The following is a 14,968-nucleotide window of genomic DNA, read 5'->3' as shown; positions in this document are numbered from 1 at the left end:
GTGAGTTCGGCACTCGGCGCACGCCAGGCCGCTGGCGCAAAGGTTGGCATTCAGCAATACTTTGGTGTCGCTCTTCGTGGAAGATCCGGATCGGTCAAGGCATCGCTCGAAGAGATCGTCGAATTCATTGCCGAAGGCGAACTGACGCTCTCCGCGGAGTACGGGTTGCCTCGAGAGTGAGCAAGCCCGATGCGCGCGCTCGGTTGAGCTCGATGTTCGGCGGCTGAACGGGCGACCTGTGATGGTGGCTCACTCTGATCTCGCTGAACGTGCGAGATCAGTCCAACGCGTCTCCAGCGACCCATTCGCGCGTTGGTCCGACCCGTCCGCCAGGATGAGGCAGCGCATCTGCGCGGCGATGGATGCGCTGAGCGCCTGCGCCCCGTCAGGTCCTGCGTTCAGCGCATGGCCGAACGTGACCTTGGCGACCAGATCGCGGTAGCGTGGTAGCGCCACCTGCAACGCTGCAGCGAGCTTTTCCTTGTTGCGCGGCGTGCGCCGCAACAGCGTGAGCGGATGCCTCTGTGCGTCCGGCGAGATGACATGGCTCACGAGCGCGGGCACGAACTGTGTTCGGGGGGCCAGCCGGGTGAACAAGGTGTAGCTGCTGGACCAGCTCTGCAACGACGCCGCTGCCCGCTGCGGACCAAAGGTGGCGGGGTCGGGCTCGATCTCTCCGGCCGGGAAGGTCAGCAGGGCGCCACCTTCCTGCAAATGCCTGGCGGCGGTTCGCATAACCCTCATGCGCCCGCTTTCCTCATCCGACAGGAAGATCAGTTGCCGCGCGACGTTGGGCAGGGCGCGAAGGAACGGGCGATCCAAGGCAATCACACGAAGGTCCGGGCGGGACGCGAGACTGGTGAAGAGTGCGACCGTGTCCGTCATGCCGGGGTGGTTGGCCAGAATGATCACAGGGCCTTGCGGCGGAACGTGTTCCAGGCCGGAGGTGACGATGCCGGCAGTCATCCGGCTCATCAGCCACGCGCTGCCCTGCGCAAGGCCATGCTCGCCGACGCGAGTGTCGAACTCGTGCGCGGTCCGGGCGAAGCGGCGGGCTGCAGGCTGAAACAAGCGGGACAACGGCGTGCCGCGGAGGCGCAGCAGGCCGATCGAATCCAGCAGGTCGAAGATGTTGAGCTCGGTCAGTGTCTCGACCGATGGTGACGCGGTGAGGGTCATCTGCCGGTTGGGGGTTGATATGCACTGGCTGGGGCAGGCATCCATTCTTTCAGATTGGCGCGCTTGGACAGGCTCATGTGCTTGTCAGGCGCTCCTTTCGCTCTTGTTCCGGCTTCTGGCTATGTGCTGCGCGCGCCGTTGCGCTGTAGTGTCATCGAGCCCAAGTGGGTGATCTTGTGAACCAAAACTCCTGGCTGAGGCAATCCGCCCATCGGGTCCAGGATGACCTGCATGGTTGCTTGCACGAGCCCTGCCTTAACAAGAAGGCTGACGACCTCGAACTCGCCTTCGTCCGTCAGGATCAAGGGGAGCGGTTCGAGGGCGATGCGGCGTAGCAGCCCGAGGGACGTCGCGCTCTTCATCTGGCCCCGTCGTACAGCATTGCTTGCTTGTGAAAATCCTGAATTGGGATATTCTAAAACAGGATGTACTTTCGCCGCGTGTCGCGCGGCCTTCATCCAACCTACAAGAAGCTTTCCAGCCTGCTGAGCGAGGCTCGTGCCGCAGCTGGCCTCACGCAGGCGCAGGTCGCAGAGCGGCTGAAGCGGCCGCAGTCGTTTGTTTCGAAGTACGAGAACGGCGAGCGTCAGTTGGATGTCGTTGAGTTCATCGCCGTGTGCAAGGCTATCGGAATATCCGCACCGGAACTAATCGGGCGGATCGCTTGAGCCGAGGCCGGCCTGCATGCTCGGATGAACGCGAACTCTAGCGCCGCGCGCAAGAAGTCAGGGCAGGGGGGGAGTGCCGCGCGCCGGGCCATGACCGCGGTGGCCCTGCCAGGGCGGAAAGTCATCGCCCAATCCCGGCGCCACGCCGTCCTCGAGGCGTGACCACCCTTCCCACGACGGGCAGGCGTCCTTCACTCAAACCAACACTGCTCCGGCATCGAACTGCCGAAGCCAGCCCAGAGTAGACAGCCCCCACGCAGCAACTCGGAAGGGCAGGGAGGGCGTGCGGCCCTCGCAACTGCGCGCTATGTACTGACCACCAAGCAGGTGAACACCGATGCCGACTGATTCGCTCGCTGCAACTGCAGGCAGCATGACCTGGCCTGCCACCCCATGAGCCGCCTCAGCGATGCCTGGCACTGCGTGCAGCACGCCGCGATCGCTACGCCGGGCCTGCGCGTCATCCTCCTGGCCATCCGCAACTACATCCTGCACCAGAGCGCCAACCAAGCCGGAAGCCTGGCGTTCTCGTGGGTGCTTGCCATGTTTCCGCTGTTGATCCTGTTGTCCGCCGCCGCCGGCTTCATGGGGCAGCCTGGCGACGCAGCGGCGCTGGCCGATCGCGTGATGGGCTACGCGCCGCAGGTGGTGCGCGACGCGGTACAGCCGGTCATCGACCAGGTGCTGGCCCAGCGCAACCAGGCGCTGCTGACCATCGGCGTGGTGATGACGCTGTGGACCGCATCGTCGGGCATGCAGGGGGTGCGCACGGCGCTGAACCGCTCCTACGGCATCCAGCGTGGCTTGCCGTTTTGGAAGGCGCGCATCAAGGTCACGCTCTTCACGGTGATCGTGGGCACCGGCATCCTGGCAGCATTCAGCTCGGTGATCGTCATGCCGTACCTGTGGCAGCTGCTGGAGACCAACGTGGGTGCGGGGCAAGAGGCGCCCTGGCTGCGCAACAGCGTGCGCTACGGCTCGGCCTTCCTGGTGCTGACGACGCTGTACGCGCTGCTGTACGGCTGGCTGCCCGACATTTCGCAGCGGCTGCGCACCGTGATGCCCGGCGCCGTGGTGGGTGCGGCGTTGTGGGTAGCAGCTGCCGCCACCCTGTCGTATACGCTGCGCAGCGCCGGCGAACTGGCGTTGCTGTACGGCAGCTTCGCCGGCGTGGTCGCGACGCTGGTGTTCCTGTACATCAGCGCGACCACACTGATCTTCGGCGCCGAGATCAACGCGGTGCTGCGCGAGAAGGTGGGTGGGAAGCAGCGCTGTGCTTCCACGCGTCGAACAGACATGTAGGCACGCGCCGTCATGTCGCAGGGCTTACCCCCTTCAACCCGATCAGGCGATAGACCCTGTGCTTCTCGTCGATGCAAGCAGAACTTAAGTTCTCCATCTAACCAAGGAGACTTCAATGGCTGAACGGAACGAACCCAAAGACAAGGCAACCGCGACAGGGGTTGGCGCCGCCGTGGGTGGCGTCGCCGGGGGTGTGGCAGGCGGCGCGGCCGCAGGAGCGGCTCTCGGCGGCATGACCGGTCCCGTAGGCGCTGCCGTTGGGGCGGCAGTTGGAGCGGTGGCCGGGGCACTCGCCGGCCGAGCGGTCAAGGCAGACCCGGCCGAAGAGGACGCATATTGGCGCGACAACTACACCGGGCGCCCCTACGTCGAGAGCGGGTCGACGTATGACGACTACGCCCCGGCATACCGCTATGGCGTCGACGCCTATACGCGCAATCCCGACCGCAGGTTCGACGATGTGGAGCCCGAATTGAGCCGGGACTGGGGAACCGCCCGAGGCCGATCTTCCCTTGAGTGGGAGCGCGCCAAGCACGCCACGCGTGATGCCTGGCAACGCCTGAGCGACAAGGTCGAGCGTGCAGTCCCTGGTGACTCCGACCGCGACGGGCGCTGAGTCAGCTGGACGAACGAAGGCCCCGTGAAGGGGCCTTTGTCTTCGGTGGCGCCCATTGGCGGCAATGCCGCATCGCCTTCAATGAACCGCGGCCGATTCAACCGTCGCCCAAACATCCACCTTGGCTTTTGCCAGTATGCGCAATCGATCGCGCACCTCCCTGGAGCGACTTCGCACGCTCCCGAGCGAGATCCTGCCCTTGAACTCGTTCTTCTTGACGAGATCGGCGTGACCGAAGACGCGGCCGCCAGCCCGTTGAACCTTGATCGCGATAGCGACGTCGCGGTAAACGATCGCATCTGAGGTGGCTTGTCGCATATTTCACCTCCGTTGCGTCGCACGACGCACATCGACTGTTGCGTGCAGCTTGGCTTTCCACCAGGACGCGCGTGGAGGCTGCACTGAAGGAGCGTCGCCAGGAAGAGAAAATTTGGCCAGTTCTTCACGGCCCTTTTCCGTGATCGCCAGCACCTGAGCCGCATCGGTCGTGCCCGAAAACGTCAGCGCATCTGAAGGTGCGGGCGTGAGCGCGATCACCAAACCCGCAGCGCGCAGAACCTTGATCTTGTCGATCTCCGCTGAAGTGCGGAAGGTGGCCGGCAATGAGGAACCGGCAAGCTGTCTGAGCATGTCCATGGCCATTTTGAGTCCTCCTTTCACGATGACCAGAGAGAGCGACAGAGAAATAGCGCCAACAAGCTCGCACATCAAGAGGCCCGAAACCGACCGAGAAAAATGTAGCGTTTTGTTGCGATTCAAGCGTCCATGCCGGCAGGGGCGCCTTGAAAGAAAACCTTCACCAGCGCAGCGACGTTCAGGTGCCCCTGCAAACCGATCGCCACCACGGCCGCCCCATCCGCCGGCGCGTCGGTCTTGCGCAGCGTGCCATGCCGCCCCGCGAACTGGATCTCCGACCATTCGGCCTCGCCGGTTCGCACGAGGCCCTTGAGTCGCAGCAAACCGGGCGGCGTGTCGCGCAGCCAGGCGCGCAGAGTGCCCGCGTCGAAAGCCCGCTCGGGCCGGCAGGACCAAGTGTCGAAGAGCTCGCCATGGTCATGCGCCTCGTGGTGCGCATGATCCTCGTGGGTACGGCCCGCGTGCGCGCAGCCGCGCTCCGCGCGCGCCTCCGTCAAGTTCAACCCTTCGCGCAACACCCTAGGCAGCTCCGCCTGCGAGGTCTCGTACTGCGGCGTCCGCCCCGCAACCGCCGACACCCATTCGCGCACCCGCGCCAGCTCCTCAGCCGTCACGCGATCGACCTTGTTGATCACCACCAGATCCGCCGCCCTCAGCTGCCGCTCCAGCGTATCCGCCAGCAGCGGATCGCGCGCCTGCCCCATCACCGCAGCCGCGTCGACCAGCACGATCACCCCCTCCAACCCCAGCTCCGGCGCCGCCATCCCCATCTGCGCGATGCGCCACGGATCCGACACGCCGCTCGCCTCGATCACCACCGCATCGAAGCGGGTCCCCGACTCCAGCACCTGGATCAGCGCCCGAGAAAGATCGTCTCCGATCTGACAGCACACGCACCCATTGGTCAGCGCAATCGTGTCCCCACTCGCCCCCGCGATCAGCGCCGCATCGATGTTCAGCGCACCGAAGTCGTTGACCAGCACCGCGATGCGCTGCCCCTCGGCCTCCCGTAGCCAGCGGTTGACCAGCGTGGTCTTGCCGGCGCCCAGAAAACCGCCGATGACGGTAAGCGGCAGCCGCTGCTTCACATCAACCCCGCCGCGCCTCGAACACCCGCCCCGACAGCACCGTGCCCCACACGCGCACGTCCTTGAGCTTCATCGGATCGACCGCCAGCGGGTCCTCCTCCAGCACGCAGAAGTCCGCGCGCTTGCCGCATTCGATGCTGCCGATTTCCTGGTCCAGCTTCAGCGTCCAGGCCGCGCCGAGCGTGATGGCGCGCAGCGCCTGCGGCACGCTGATGCGCTCGGCCGCGCCGAGCAGGCGCCCCTTGGGCGTGACGCGGTTGACCGCGCACCAGGCCGTGAAAAGCGGCCCCAGCGGCGTGACCGGCGCATCGGAATGAATGGCCAGCGGCACGCCGGCCGCGAGCGCGCTGCCGCAGGCGTCGAGGCGGTTGGCGCGGTCGGGGCCCATGGTCATCTCGTAGTGCTGGTCGCCCCAGTACCAGATGTGGTTGGCGAACAGGTTGGCGCTCAAGCCCAGCGCGGCCATGCGGCGGAACAGCGGCGCGTCGATCATCTGGCCGTGCTGCAGCGTGTGGCGATGACCGGGCCGCGGCGCGCGGGCCAGCACGCGCTCGATGGCGTCGATGGCCGCCTCGCTGGCCTCGTCGCCGTTGGTGTGGGTGTGGATGGTGAGGCCGGCGCGGTGATACGCCTCGAAGTCGGCCTCGTACTGCGCAGGCGCCGTCACCCAGATGCCGTTGGGCGCGCCATTGAAATGGCCGGGCCAGCGCAGCCGCGCCGAGAAGCCCTGGATCGAGCCGTCCAGCATCATCTTCACCAGGCCGTAGCGCAGGCGGTCGGTGTTGCGCGGCATCAGGCTCTTCACATGCTCGGCGCCGGCCGGCGCGCCGTGCGTGCCATGAAAGGCCTGGAAGGCGGGCAGGATGCGCACGGCGTAGCCCTCGTCGCCGGTCACGGTCTCGAGCACGCGGCAGTCTTGCTCGGTCAGCTTGTTGACCAGGTCGGTGGCGGTGGTCACGCCCTGCATGCAGGCCAGGCGGCCGAAGGAGCGCACGCCGTCTTCGGTCATCGGCGCCAGCAGGCCCGCGTTGCCGATCTTGCGCAGCACCAGGAACATCGCGGCCGGCTCCTGCAACTCGCCGGTGGGCTCGCCGGCCGCGTCGCCGTCCGCGAACTTGACCACGCCCTCGACCTCGTTGTCGCGGGTGATCTCGGCCAGCCGCAGCATGGCGCTGTTGACGTTCATCAGGTGGCCGTTGGCATGGCCGATCACGATGGGGCGGGTGCTGCTCGCGCGGTCGACGTGCGCGACCGTCATGCGCTCGCCGCCGAAGTAGATGGGGTCGAAGCCCCAGGCGATCAGGGGCTCGCTCTCGGGCCGGCCCGCGGCCTTCATCTGCGCATCGACCTCGGCCAGGCGCTCCACCACGGACGCCATCGAGCGCAGGCCGCTCCAGACCTTGCCTTCGGGGTCGCGGCGGTCGAACCAGCCCAGGTACGTCCAGTCCCACATGCTGCCTTCCTTCAGGTGGCAGTGGCCCTCGACCAGGCCGGGCATCAGCACCTTGTCGGCGAAGCGTTCGTCGAGCGTGAACGTGCCCCAGGCCTGCATGTCCTCCAGCGTGCCGACCGCGAGCACCCGGCCGTCGCGCACGGCCACGTGGGTGGCCTCGGGCTGCATCGGGTTCATGGTGATGATCTTGCGGGCGGGGTAGACGGTGGTGGCGCTCATGAAAGAAGTGGGGAAAGAATGAGAGGGAAGAGGAGCGAATGGTGCGCCGGTTTCAGGCCGGCTGCAGGCGCAGAGGCGGCTGCAGCTGGCCCTGCACGATCTCGACGCGCCGGCAGCGCACCCAGTGGTCGGGGGCCACCTCGCGCAGCGGCGGCAGCTCGGCCTTGCAGGCCGGCTCGGCCACCGGGCAGCGGCCGGCGAAGCGGCAGCCCGCGGGCGGGTCGATGGGGCTGGGTGGGTCGCCCGTGAGCTTGATGCGCTGCGCCGCGCGCCGCCGTCCGCCGCTGACGGTGGGCACCGCCGACATCAGCGCCACGCTGTAGGGATGCAGCGGCCGCGCGAAGAAGCTGCGGCGCGGCGCGCGTTCCACGATCTGGCCCAGGTACATCACGGCGATGTCGTCGCAGATGTGCTCCACCACCGCCATGTCGTGCGAGATGAAGAGGTAGGTCAGGCCCAGCTCGCGCTGCAGGCGCGCGAGCAGGTTGAGGATCTGCGCGCGGATCGCGATGTCCAGCGCCGACACCGGCTCGTCGCACACCACCAGCTCGGGGTTGGTGGCCAAGGCCCGCGCGATGTTGATGCGCTGGCGCTGGCCGCCCGAGAACTGGTGCGGAAAGAGCTGCTGCTGCTCGGGACGCAGGCCCACCGCCTCGAACAGCTCGGCCACGCGCTGCGTGCGCTCGGCCGGGGTGCCGATCTTCATCAGGTCCAGCGGCGCACGCACCGCAGCACCGGCGCGCTCGCGCGGGTTGAGGGAGGAGAAGGGGTCCTGGAAGATGATCTGCATGCGCGAGCGCGCCTTGCGCAGCGCCTCGCCCTCCAGCGCGCCGAGCTGGGTGTCGCCCAGCTGCACGTGGCCGCCGGTGATGGGCGCGAGCCGCATCACGGCCAGCGCGGTGGTGGTCTTGCCCGAGCCCGATTCGCCCACCACGGCGAGCGTGCTGCCGCGGCGGACCTGGAAGGACACGCCGTCGACCGCCTTCACCACTTCGGCGGGGCGGCCCCAGCCGGCCTTGCCGCGCGGGAAGTGGACCTTGAGGTCGTTGACCGACAGCAGCGTATCGGTATCGGCCATGAAGCTCATGCAGCCTCCTTCAACTTGTGCGGCTGCGGCGCCGCATGCAGCCAGCAGGCCGCGCCATGCGGCATCGCCGCGTGCAGGGGAACGACGGCGCTCGGCACCTCGAACATGGGCGGCACCTCGGTCGCGCAGCGCTCCATGGCATGCGGGCAGCGCTCGCGGAAGGCGCAGCCGCTGCCCAGCTCCCAGATCGAGGGCACCATGCCGGCGATCTCGGGCAGGGCCTCGCGCTCCTCGCTGCCCGTGCTGCTGCCCAGCTCGGGCAGGCACTCGATCAGGCCGCGGGTGTAGGGGTGGCTCGGCTCGCCCAGCACCTGGGCGGTGGTGCCTTGCTCGATCACGCGGCCGGCGTACATCACCATCACGCGGTCGGCCATCTCGGCCACCGCGCCCATGTCGTGGGTGATGAGCAGGATGGCCGTGCCCTTCTCGCGCTGCAGCTCGCGCAGCAGGTCGAAGATCTGCGCCTGCACCGTCACGTCCAGCGCGGTGGTGGGCTCGTCGGCAATCAGGATGTCGGGCCGGCAGGCCAGGGCCATCGCGATCATCACGCGCTGGCGCATGCCGCCGGAGAGCTGGTGCGGGTACTCGTCGACGCGCCGCTCCGGCGCCGGGATGCCCACCTGCCGCAGCATCTCGATGGCGCGCAGCCGCGCCGCATGCACGTTCATCCCGGCATGCAGCTGCAGCGATTCGGCGATCTGGTCGCCCACGGTGAACACCGGGTTGAGCGATGTCATCGGCTCCTGGAAGATCATCGAGATGCGGTTGCCGCGCACCTCGCGCATGCGGGCCTCGCCGGCCTTGAGCAGGTCTTCGTCCTGGAACAGCACGCGGCCGCCGCTGATGCGGCCGGGCGGGGAGGGGATCAGGCGCAGCAGCGCGAGTGCGGTCATGCTCTTGCCGCAGCCGGACTCGCCGACCACGCAGAGGGTCTCGCCGCCGCGGATCTCGAAGTCCACGCCGTTGAGCACCTGCGCCTGGCCGCGGCGGGTCCTGAATTCGACGTGCAGGTCCTGCACGCGCAGCAGGGGCTGGTTGGGGGAAGTTGCGGGCATGTTCAACGCTCCCGGAGCTTGGGGTTCAGCGCATCGTTCAGGCCATCGCCGATCAGGCTGACGGCGAGCACGGTAAAGAAGATGGCCGCGCCCGGGAAGGCCACCGCCCACCAGCAGGACAGCACGTACTGCCGGCTCGATCCGATCATCAGGCCCCAGCTCATCTGGTTGGGATCGCCCAGGCCCAGGAAGGAGAGGCCGGCCTCGAACAGGATGGCCGCGCCCACCGCCAGCGTGGCCGACACGACCAGCGGCGGCAGCGCGTTGGGCAGGATCACCTTCCAGATGATGCGTGCGTTGCCGGCGCCGATGGCGCGCTCCGCACGCACGAACTCCAGGCCGCGGTACTTGAGGAACTCGGCGCGCGTGAGCCGCGCGGTGCCGGTCCAGCTCACGATGCCGATGGCCAGCGTCACCGTGACCAGCGAGGGCGAGAACAGCGTCACCACCACCATCGCGAAGAGCAGGGCGGGCAGCACCTGGAAGAACTCGGTCACGCGCATCAGCGCGGCATCGACCTTGCCGCCGTAGTAGCCGGCGAAGGCGCCCAGCGTGATGCCGATCGCCACCGACAGCAGCGCCGCCACCGCGCCCACCAGCAGCGTGGCGCGGCCGCCGTAGATGAGCGTGGTGAAGACGTCGCGGCCCAGGTAGTCGCTGCCCAGCCACGCCTCTTCGCTGAAGGGTGGGGTGAGCGGGGCGGAGCGGATCTCGAAGGGGTCGGCCGGGTAGACCCACGGGCCGGCGATCGCGACCAGCAGAATCAGCAGCAGCATCGCCATGCCGGCGATGGCCGAGGGGTTGCGCAGGAACATGCGCAGCGCCTCGGCGCCGGGGTGCTCGACCTTCGGCGTCGGGCGGGCCGCGGGCCGGGCCGCAGCGACCGAGTGTTGCAGGGTGGCGCTCTTGTTCATGACGACTTGATCCGCGGATCGATGAGGCGATAGCACAGGTCGGTGAGCTGGTTCATCACCACCACCACGATGGAAGAGAACAGCAGCACGCCGAGGATGGTCGGGTAGTCGCGGCGCAGCACCGAGTCGAACGCGAGCCGGCCCAGGCCGGGCCAGTTGAACACCGTCTCGACCAGGATCGCGCCGGCCAGCACGTTGCCGAACTGCAGGCCCAGCACCGTCACCACCGGCAGCAGCGCGTTGCGCAGCGCATGCTTGTAGAGCACCACGCGCTCGGCCAGGCCCTTGGCGCGCGCGGTGCGGATGAAGTCGGCGCCCAGCACGTCGAGCATCGACGAGCGCGCGAGCCGGCTGTACTGCGCGAGGTACACCAGGCCCAGCGTGACCGTCGGCAGCACCAGGTGGTGCAGCACGTCGAACACGCCGGCAATGCCTTCACCCGAGCCGTCGACCGAGCGCATGCCGGCCACCGGGAGGATGGGCAGGATGGAGGCGAACAGGATCACCAGCATGATCCCCACCCAGAACACCGGCGCCGCGAAGCCCACCATCGACAGCACGGTGATGAACTGCGACAGCGCGCCGTTGGGCTTGCGCGAGGACAGAACACCCAGCGAAGTGCCGACCAAAAAGGCCAGCAGAACCGAACTCAGCACCAGCAGCAGCGTGGCGGGCACGCGCTCGGCGATCAGCGAGGTGACAGGCAGATTGAAGAAGTAGGAGTAGCCCAGGTCGCCCTGCAGCACCTTGCCGAGGTAGACGCCCAGCTGCACCGGCAGCGGGCGGTCGAGCCCGTACTGCGTGCGCAGCTGCGCCATCAGCTCGGGCGACATGCCGCCGCTGGCGCCGGCGATGGTCTCCACCGGATCGCCGGGCGCGGCGTGCACCAGCACGAAGTTGAGGATCACCACCGCCAGCACCAGGGCCAGGCCCTGCAGCAGGCGCGATGCGATGTAGCGCGGCATGGTCGTCGCTCCGGCCTACTTGAAGTACACCTCGTCGTAGGGCGACATCGGCCCCCAGATGCTGGCCGGCACGTTCGCCAGCTTCTTGCTCACGGCCGTGTGGTAGGGCACCTGGTTGATGAAGACGATGGGCAGCTCGTCGGTCACGATCTTCTCGAAGGTGGCGTAGTAGGCCTTGCGCTTCACCGGGTCGATGATGCCGCCGGCGGTGTTGAGCAGCTCGTCCACCTTCGGGTTGCTGTAGGACTGCGTGTTGGTCCAGACCACGGGCTTGATGTTGGTCGAGAGGTAGGTGCGGTGCACGCCGATGATCGGGTCGCCCCAGTTGAAGACCAGGTCCATCGACATGTCGAAGTCGTGCGAGGCCATGCGCTTGGCCCAGGCCGGGAAGTCGGCCGAGGCGCGCACCTCGACCGCGATGCCGACCTTCTTGAGCTGGCCGCGGATGTACTCGGCCACGGTCTTCTGCTGGTCGTCGGCACCGGGCAGGTAGTCGATGGTGAGCTTGAAGCGCTCGCCGCCCGCGCCGGCCTTGTAGCCGGCGGCGTCCAGCATCTCGGCGGCCTTCTTCAGGTCCACCGGGTAGCGCACCAGGTCGGGTACGGCGAAGGGGCTGCCGGCCACGATGGGGCCGTCGGCCGGCGTCGCGAAGCCGGCCATCAGTGCCTTGGTGATGAAGTTCTTGTCGATCGCGGTGGCGATGGCTTTGCGCACCTGCACGTCCGACAGCGGCTTCTTCGTCAGGTTGAAGGCCAGCCAGTTGAGCGCGCCGATGCCCTCGTAGCCCTTGGGCGTGAGCGTGACCTGCGGGTTGGTCGCCAGGCGCTTGAGGTCGGTGGGCACGCTCGCGAAGGGCAGCATCTGCACGTCGCCGCGCTCCAGGCCGAGCATCAGGCTGGCCATGTCGGGGGTGATGTTGACGATCACCTTGTCGAGGTAGGGCTTGCCGGGGAGGAAGAACTTGTCGAAGCGCTCCATCACGATGCGCTGGCCCGGCTTGAACTCGACCAGCTTGAAGGGGCCGGAGCCCACCATGTCGGTGCTGTTGCGCGGGTGGGTCTTGAGGTCCTGCCCGTCGCCGTAGATGTGCTTGGGCAGGATCGGGCACAGCGCCGGCGACATCGCCAGCACGATCGCCGGGTGCGGCGTGCTCATGCGGATGATGGCGGTGTGGGGGTCGGGCGTGTCGACCTTCTCCACCGGGCCCATCATGGTGGTGAAGGGGTGGTTGGCCTTGATCGCCATGATCGAGAAGGCCACGTCGGCCGAGGTCACGGGCTTGCCGTCGTGGAACACGGCGTTCTTGCGCAGGTTGAGGGTGAGCGACTTGCCGTCCTCGGCCAGCTTCCACGACTCGGCGAGGTAGGGCTGCGGATTCCACTTGTCGTCGAAGCGCAGCGGGCTGGCGAAGATCTGGGTCGAAGGCACGGCGGTCGCGATGCCCGACTGCACCGCGCCGTTGAGGTGCCGCGGAGTCTGGGTGTTGCCCAGCACCAGCGTGCCGCCGCGCTTGGGGGCTTCGTCGGCGGCGGCGGCTGCGGCGGGTGTCGCGAGCAGCGCGCCGGCGGCGGCCAGGGTGGCCGACAGCATGGCGGCTCGGCGTGTGAACGTGAAGGTGGGCATGCGTGACCTCGTGAAAGTCGACTGGGGGAAAAGCGTCTGCGGCCGTTGCCGGCCTCGATGCGGAAGATAGGCCCAGGGCGGGCGCCGGCGAAGATCCACGTGGCGGCCAGTTGAAGGGCCAGAAGGGGCGGGTTTTTACGGGTGCGCACCAGGGCAATGCGCGCTCGCCGCAGCGCGCACCACCGGCGCGCCTACTTCTCGTCCCGCAGCCAGTACCACTTGTAGAGCACGCGCTGCCCAATCCGCCGGAAGGGCGCGAAGGCCGGCGACTCCACGAGTCCCATCACGTTGGGGAAGGGCAGCGGCGAGCGGTAGATCGGCAGCTCGAAGACCTCGCGGCCCGCGTCCTGGCCGGCCATGCGCTCGGCCAGGCGCTTGCCGGCCCAGGTCGAGAAGGAGACGCCGTTGCCGCCGTAGCCCACGGCGTACCAGATCTTCTTGTCGGGCTCGGGCTGCGTGATGCGCGGCATCATGTCGTGGCTCACGTCGACCCAGCCCCACCACGAATAGTCGATCTGGATGCCGGCGAGTGGCGGGAACTTGCGCGCGATCGCGTCGGTGAGCAGCTTCAGGTGTACCGGGTCCTCGGCATCGGCGCCGCTGACAGAGCTGCGGCTGCCCAGCTGCAGCCGGTTGCCCTTGAGCAGCCGGTAGTAGAAGCGCAGCGTGCGCGTGTCGGTCAGGAAGGTAAGCGACTTGAAGTTGGTGGCCTGCAGCTCGGCCTCGGTCAGCGGGCGCGTGACCACCGAGTTCGACAGGATCGGCATGATCTTGTTCTTGAGCAGCGGCGAGAGCGCCTGCCCCGTGTAGCCGCCCGTGCACACCGCCACGCGCCGCGCGCGCACGATGCCACCGGGGGTGCGCAGGTGATGCACGCCGTCGATGGTCTGCCAGCCCTGCACCGGGCTCGAGGTGTGAACCTTCACGCCCAGCGCGCGCGCCTTGCGCATCAACCCGAAGGTGAACTTGAGCGGATGGATGCCCACGCCCTCCCGCTCGAAGAGCGCGCCCGCGGCCTCGCGCTCGTCGCAGTAGTCGCGCCGCACTTCCTCGGCCGTGAGCATGCGCGTGTCGTAGCCGAACTGCTCGCGCATCACGCGCGCCTCGGCCTCGAGGCTGGCGAGCTTTTCGGGCCGGTGGGCCAGGTAGAGGTGGCCGCCGTCGTAGGCGTCGCAGTCGATCTGCGTCGTGAGGTGCCTGAAGTTCTCGAAGCCGGCGCGGATCTCGGCATCGAGGCGCCGGGCCGTGTCCAGGCCCCAGCGCTGGATCCACTGCGAGCGCTTGAGCCGGCCGCTGGCGTTCTGGCCCTGGCCGCCGCTGCGGCTGGAGCAGCCCCACGACGCCTGGTTGGCCTCCAGCACCGTGGCCTGGATGCCGTGCTCCTGCGCGAGGTACAGCGCCGTGGACATGCCGGTCGCGCCGGAGCCGATGATGGCCACGTCCACGTCGATGTCGCGCACAACCGGCCCGTTGTCCTCGGGCGGCGTGCCTGCACTGGCCACCCACCAGGTGGGCGCGTAGGCGCGGCCGGCGCCGGGATCGGACGCCACCAGCGGGTCGTAGCGCGGGTCGTAGGGCTTGGCCGCGGACGCGGCTCGGCCGGCGGTCGAGAACTGGGCGGTGCCTGCGGTGATCGTCATGGCGTTTCCTCGAACCGCGAACTACTTCGCCGCGGGCAGGTTCGGCCGCGCCTTGCGGAACACGTTCTTGAGCGCGATCTTGCCGTCCTTGAAGCTGAAGACGTCGATGCCGTCGGTCTCGATGCGGCTGCCGTCGGCCGCGGTGCCGGTGAAGGTCCACTGCGAGGTGCCGAAGTCGCCGGCGACGAAGTGCCGGCCGTTGATCCACTGCGCGTCGGGCACCGTCTCCCAGGCTGCGGCGAAGGCCTTGCGCACGGCCGCCGTGCCGCTGTGGCGGGTGCCGCTGGCCTCGGGGCCGGCGGCGGTCTGGAACACGCAGTCCGCGTGCATGAAGCTCATCAGCGCCTCGATGTCGTGGCGGTTCCAGGCGTCGCTGAAGGCCTCCAGGGTGGCGGTGGTCACGGGGGCGGGCGATGCTGTTGCTGTCACGCGAAACTCCTGTCTGGTCGATGAGTGGAGCGTAGAGAGCCGGCGCGCGCGGTGATAGAGCCAGATGCGGGGATTCGACCGAGCCAGACGCTCT

The 14,968-nt window shown here is 68.0% G+C and carries 17 protein-coding genes; 4 read left to right on the top strand and 13 right to left on the bottom strand.

Going from position 1 to position 14,968, the window contains the following annotated elements; all coding sequences use genetic code 11:
• Positions 1–180 carry a hypothetical protein gene (locus AC3A6X_RS09225; RefSeq protein ID WP_487841918.1) on the top strand — a complete coding sequence of 60 codons (180 nt, stop codon included), beginning with the start codon at positions 1–3 and terminating at the stop codon, positions 178–180.
• Between the two features lie 69 nt (positions 181–249).
• On the opposite strand, the gene AC3A6X_RS09220 is transcribed toward AC3A6X_RS09225, so the two are convergent.
• On the bottom strand, positions 250–1,179 hold the full coding sequence (locus tag AC3A6X_RS09220; protein WP_487841917.1) for a 1-acyl-sn-glycerol-3-phosphate acyltransferase: 930 nt from the start codon (positions 1,177–1,179) through the stop codon (positions 250–252).
• 119 nt (positions 1,180–1,298) lie between these two features.
• Complete coding sequence (locus AC3A6X_RS09215) at positions 1,299–1,541, bottom strand: hypothetical protein (protein WP_487841916.1); 243 nt, start codon at positions 1,539–1,541, stop codon at positions 1,299–1,301.
• Between the two features lie 63 nt (positions 1,542–1,604).
• Here AC3A6X_RS09215 and AC3A6X_RS09210 point away from each other — a divergent pair, with 63 nt between their 5' ends.
• The 3 genes from AC3A6X_RS09210 (at position 1,605) to AC3A6X_RS09200 (ending at position 3,765) form a co-directional block, all read left to right on the top strand.
• Positions 1,605–1,847, top strand: a complete 243-nt coding sequence (locus AC3A6X_RS09210) for a helix-turn-helix domain-containing protein (protein WP_487841915.1) — start codon at positions 1,605–1,607, stop codon at positions 1,845–1,847.
• Between the two features lie 393 nt (positions 1,848–2,240).
• The gene (locus AC3A6X_RS09205) at positions 2,241–3,149 is read left to right on the top strand and encodes a YihY/virulence factor BrkB family protein (protein WP_487841914.1); all 909 of its coding nucleotides are present in this window, start codon (positions 2,241–2,243) and stop codon (positions 3,147–3,149) included.
• A 115-nt stretch (positions 3,150–3,264) separates the two neighbouring features.
• Positions 3,265–3,765, top strand: coding sequence for a glycine zipper domain-containing protein (locus AC3A6X_RS09200; protein ID WP_487841913.1), 501 nt, complete (start codon positions 3,265–3,267; stop codon positions 3,763–3,765).
• 78 nt (positions 3,766–3,843) lie between these two features.
• Here AC3A6X_RS09200 and AC3A6X_RS09195 read toward each other — a convergent pair whose 3' ends face one another.
• The 11 genes from AC3A6X_RS09195 to AC3A6X_RS09145 form a co-directional block, all read right to left on the bottom strand.
• Positions 3,844–4,083, bottom strand: a complete 240-nt coding sequence (locus AC3A6X_RS09195) for a hypothetical protein (protein WP_487841912.1) — start codon at positions 4,081–4,083, stop codon at positions 3,844–3,846.
• Positions 4,084–4,086: 3 nt separating this feature from the next.
• Entirely contained in the window at positions 4,087–4,524 is a 438-nt protein-coding gene (locus AC3A6X_RS09190) for a hypothetical protein (protein WP_487841911.1), read from the bottom strand.
• Positions 4,521–5,489 carry a CobW family GTP-binding protein gene (locus AC3A6X_RS09185; protein WP_487841910.1) on the bottom strand — a complete coding sequence of 323 codons (969 nt, stop codon included), beginning with the start codon at positions 5,487–5,489 and terminating at the stop codon, positions 4,521–4,523. The genes AC3A6X_RS09190 and AC3A6X_RS09185 overlap by 4 nt, the downstream gene beginning before the upstream one ends.
• A gap of 1 nt (position 5,490) precedes the next feature.
• Positions 5,491–7,161: an amidohydrolase gene (locus AC3A6X_RS09180; RefSeq protein WP_487841909.1), complete on the bottom strand. Its 1,671-nt coding sequence runs from the start codon at positions 7,159–7,161 to the stop codon at positions 5,491–5,493.
• Positions 7,162–7,213: 52 nt separating this feature from the next.
• Positions 7,214–8,248 (bottom strand): ABC transporter ATP-binding protein, encoded by a 1,035-nt coding sequence (locus tag AC3A6X_RS09175; RefSeq protein WP_487841908.1) that lies wholly within the window; start codon positions 8,246–8,248, stop codon positions 7,214–7,216.
• Complete coding sequence (locus AC3A6X_RS09170) at positions 8,245–9,303, bottom strand: ABC transporter ATP-binding protein (RefSeq protein WP_487841907.1); 1,059 nt, start codon at positions 9,301–9,303, stop codon at positions 8,245–8,247. Before AC3A6X_RS09170 ends, AC3A6X_RS09175 begins: the two co-directional genes overlap by 4 nt.
• A gap of 2 nt (positions 9,304–9,305) precedes the next feature.
• The gene (locus tag AC3A6X_RS09165) at positions 9,306–10,217 is read right to left on the bottom strand and encodes an ABC transporter permease (RefSeq protein ID WP_309965828.1); all 912 of its coding nucleotides are present in this window, start codon (positions 10,215–10,217) and stop codon (positions 9,306–9,308) included.
• Positions 10,214–11,182, bottom strand: coding sequence for an ABC transporter permease (locus AC3A6X_RS09160; RefSeq protein ID WP_487841906.1), 969 nt, complete (start codon positions 11,180–11,182; stop codon positions 10,214–10,216). Before AC3A6X_RS09160 ends, AC3A6X_RS09165 begins: the two co-directional genes overlap by 4 nt.
• 15 nt (positions 11,183–11,197) lie before the next feature.
• Positions 11,198–12,805: an ABC transporter substrate-binding protein gene (locus tag AC3A6X_RS09155; protein WP_487841905.1), complete on the bottom strand. Its 1,608-nt coding sequence runs from the start codon at positions 12,803–12,805 to the stop codon at positions 11,198–11,200.
• Between the two features lie 191 nt (positions 12,806–12,996).
• On the bottom strand, positions 12,997–14,445 hold the full coding sequence (locus tag AC3A6X_RS09150; protein ID WP_487841904.1) for an NAD(P)/FAD-dependent oxidoreductase: 1,449 nt from the start codon (positions 14,443–14,445) through the stop codon (positions 12,997–12,999).
• Between the two features lie 21 nt (positions 14,446–14,466).
• Complete coding sequence (locus tag AC3A6X_RS09145) at positions 14,467–14,874, bottom strand: nuclear transport factor 2 family protein (RefSeq protein ID WP_487841903.1); 408 nt, start codon at positions 14,872–14,874, stop codon at positions 14,467–14,469.
• Positions 14,875–14,968 lie beyond the last annotated feature (94 nt).

This window comes from Variovorax sp. Soil_C_12 (assembly GCF_057657375.1).
This window is presented reverse-complemented; position numbering and strand designations above follow the sequence as displayed.

What these genes read in the sequence shown, in the direction of transcription:
- AC3A6X_RS09170 (WP_487841907.1), bottom strand. Translation starts at nt 9,303, where the DNA reads ATGCCCGCAACTTCCCCCAACCAGCCCCTGCTGCGCGTGCAGGACCTG.
- AC3A6X_RS09155 (WP_487841905.1), bottom strand. Translation starts at nt 12,805, where the DNA reads ATGCCCACCTTCACGTTCACACGCCGAGCCGCCATGCTGTCGGCCACC.
- AC3A6X_RS09220 (WP_487841917.1), bottom strand. Translation starts at nt 1,179, where the DNA reads ATGACCCTCACCGCGTCACCATCGGTCGAGACACTGACCGAGCTCAAC.
- AC3A6X_RS09195 (WP_487841912.1), bottom strand. Translation starts at nt 4,083, where the DNA reads ATGCGACAAGCCACCTCAGATGCGATCGTTTACCGCGACGTCGCTATC.
- AC3A6X_RS09180 (WP_487841909.1), bottom strand. Translation starts at nt 7,161, where the DNA reads ATGAGCGCCACCACCGTCTACCCCGCCCGCAAGATCATCACCATGAAC.
- AC3A6X_RS09150 (WP_487841904.1), bottom strand. Translation starts at nt 14,445, where the DNA reads ATGACGATCACCGCAGGCACCGCCCAGTTCTCGACCGCCGGCCGAGCC.
- AC3A6X_RS09210 (WP_487841915.1), top strand. Translation starts at nt 1,605, where the DNA reads ATGTACTTTCGCCGCGTGTCGCGCGGCCTTCATCCAACCTACAAGAAG.
- AC3A6X_RS09165 (WP_309965828.1), bottom strand. Translation starts at nt 10,217, where the DNA reads ATGAACAAGAGCGCCACCCTGCAACACTCGGTCGCTGCGGCCCGGCCC.
- AC3A6X_RS09215 (WP_487841916.1), bottom strand. Translation starts at nt 1,541, where the DNA reads ATGAAGAGCGCGACGTCCCTCGGGCTGCTACGCCGCATCGCCCTCGAA.
- AC3A6X_RS09175 (WP_487841908.1), bottom strand. Translation starts at nt 8,248, where the DNA reads ATGAGCTTCATGGCCGATACCGATACGCTGCTGTCGGTCAACGACCTC.
- AC3A6X_RS09200 (WP_487841913.1), top strand. Translation starts at nt 3,265, where the DNA reads ATGGCTGAACGGAACGAACCCAAAGACAAGGCAACCGCGACAGGGGTT.
- AC3A6X_RS09205 (WP_487841914.1), top strand. Translation starts at nt 2,241, where the DNA reads ATGAGCCGCCTCAGCGATGCCTGGCACTGCGTGCAGCACGCCGCGATC.
- AC3A6X_RS09160 (WP_487841906.1), bottom strand. Translation starts at nt 11,182, where the DNA reads ATGCCGCGCTACATCGCATCGCGCCTGCTGCAGGGCCTGGCCCTGGTG.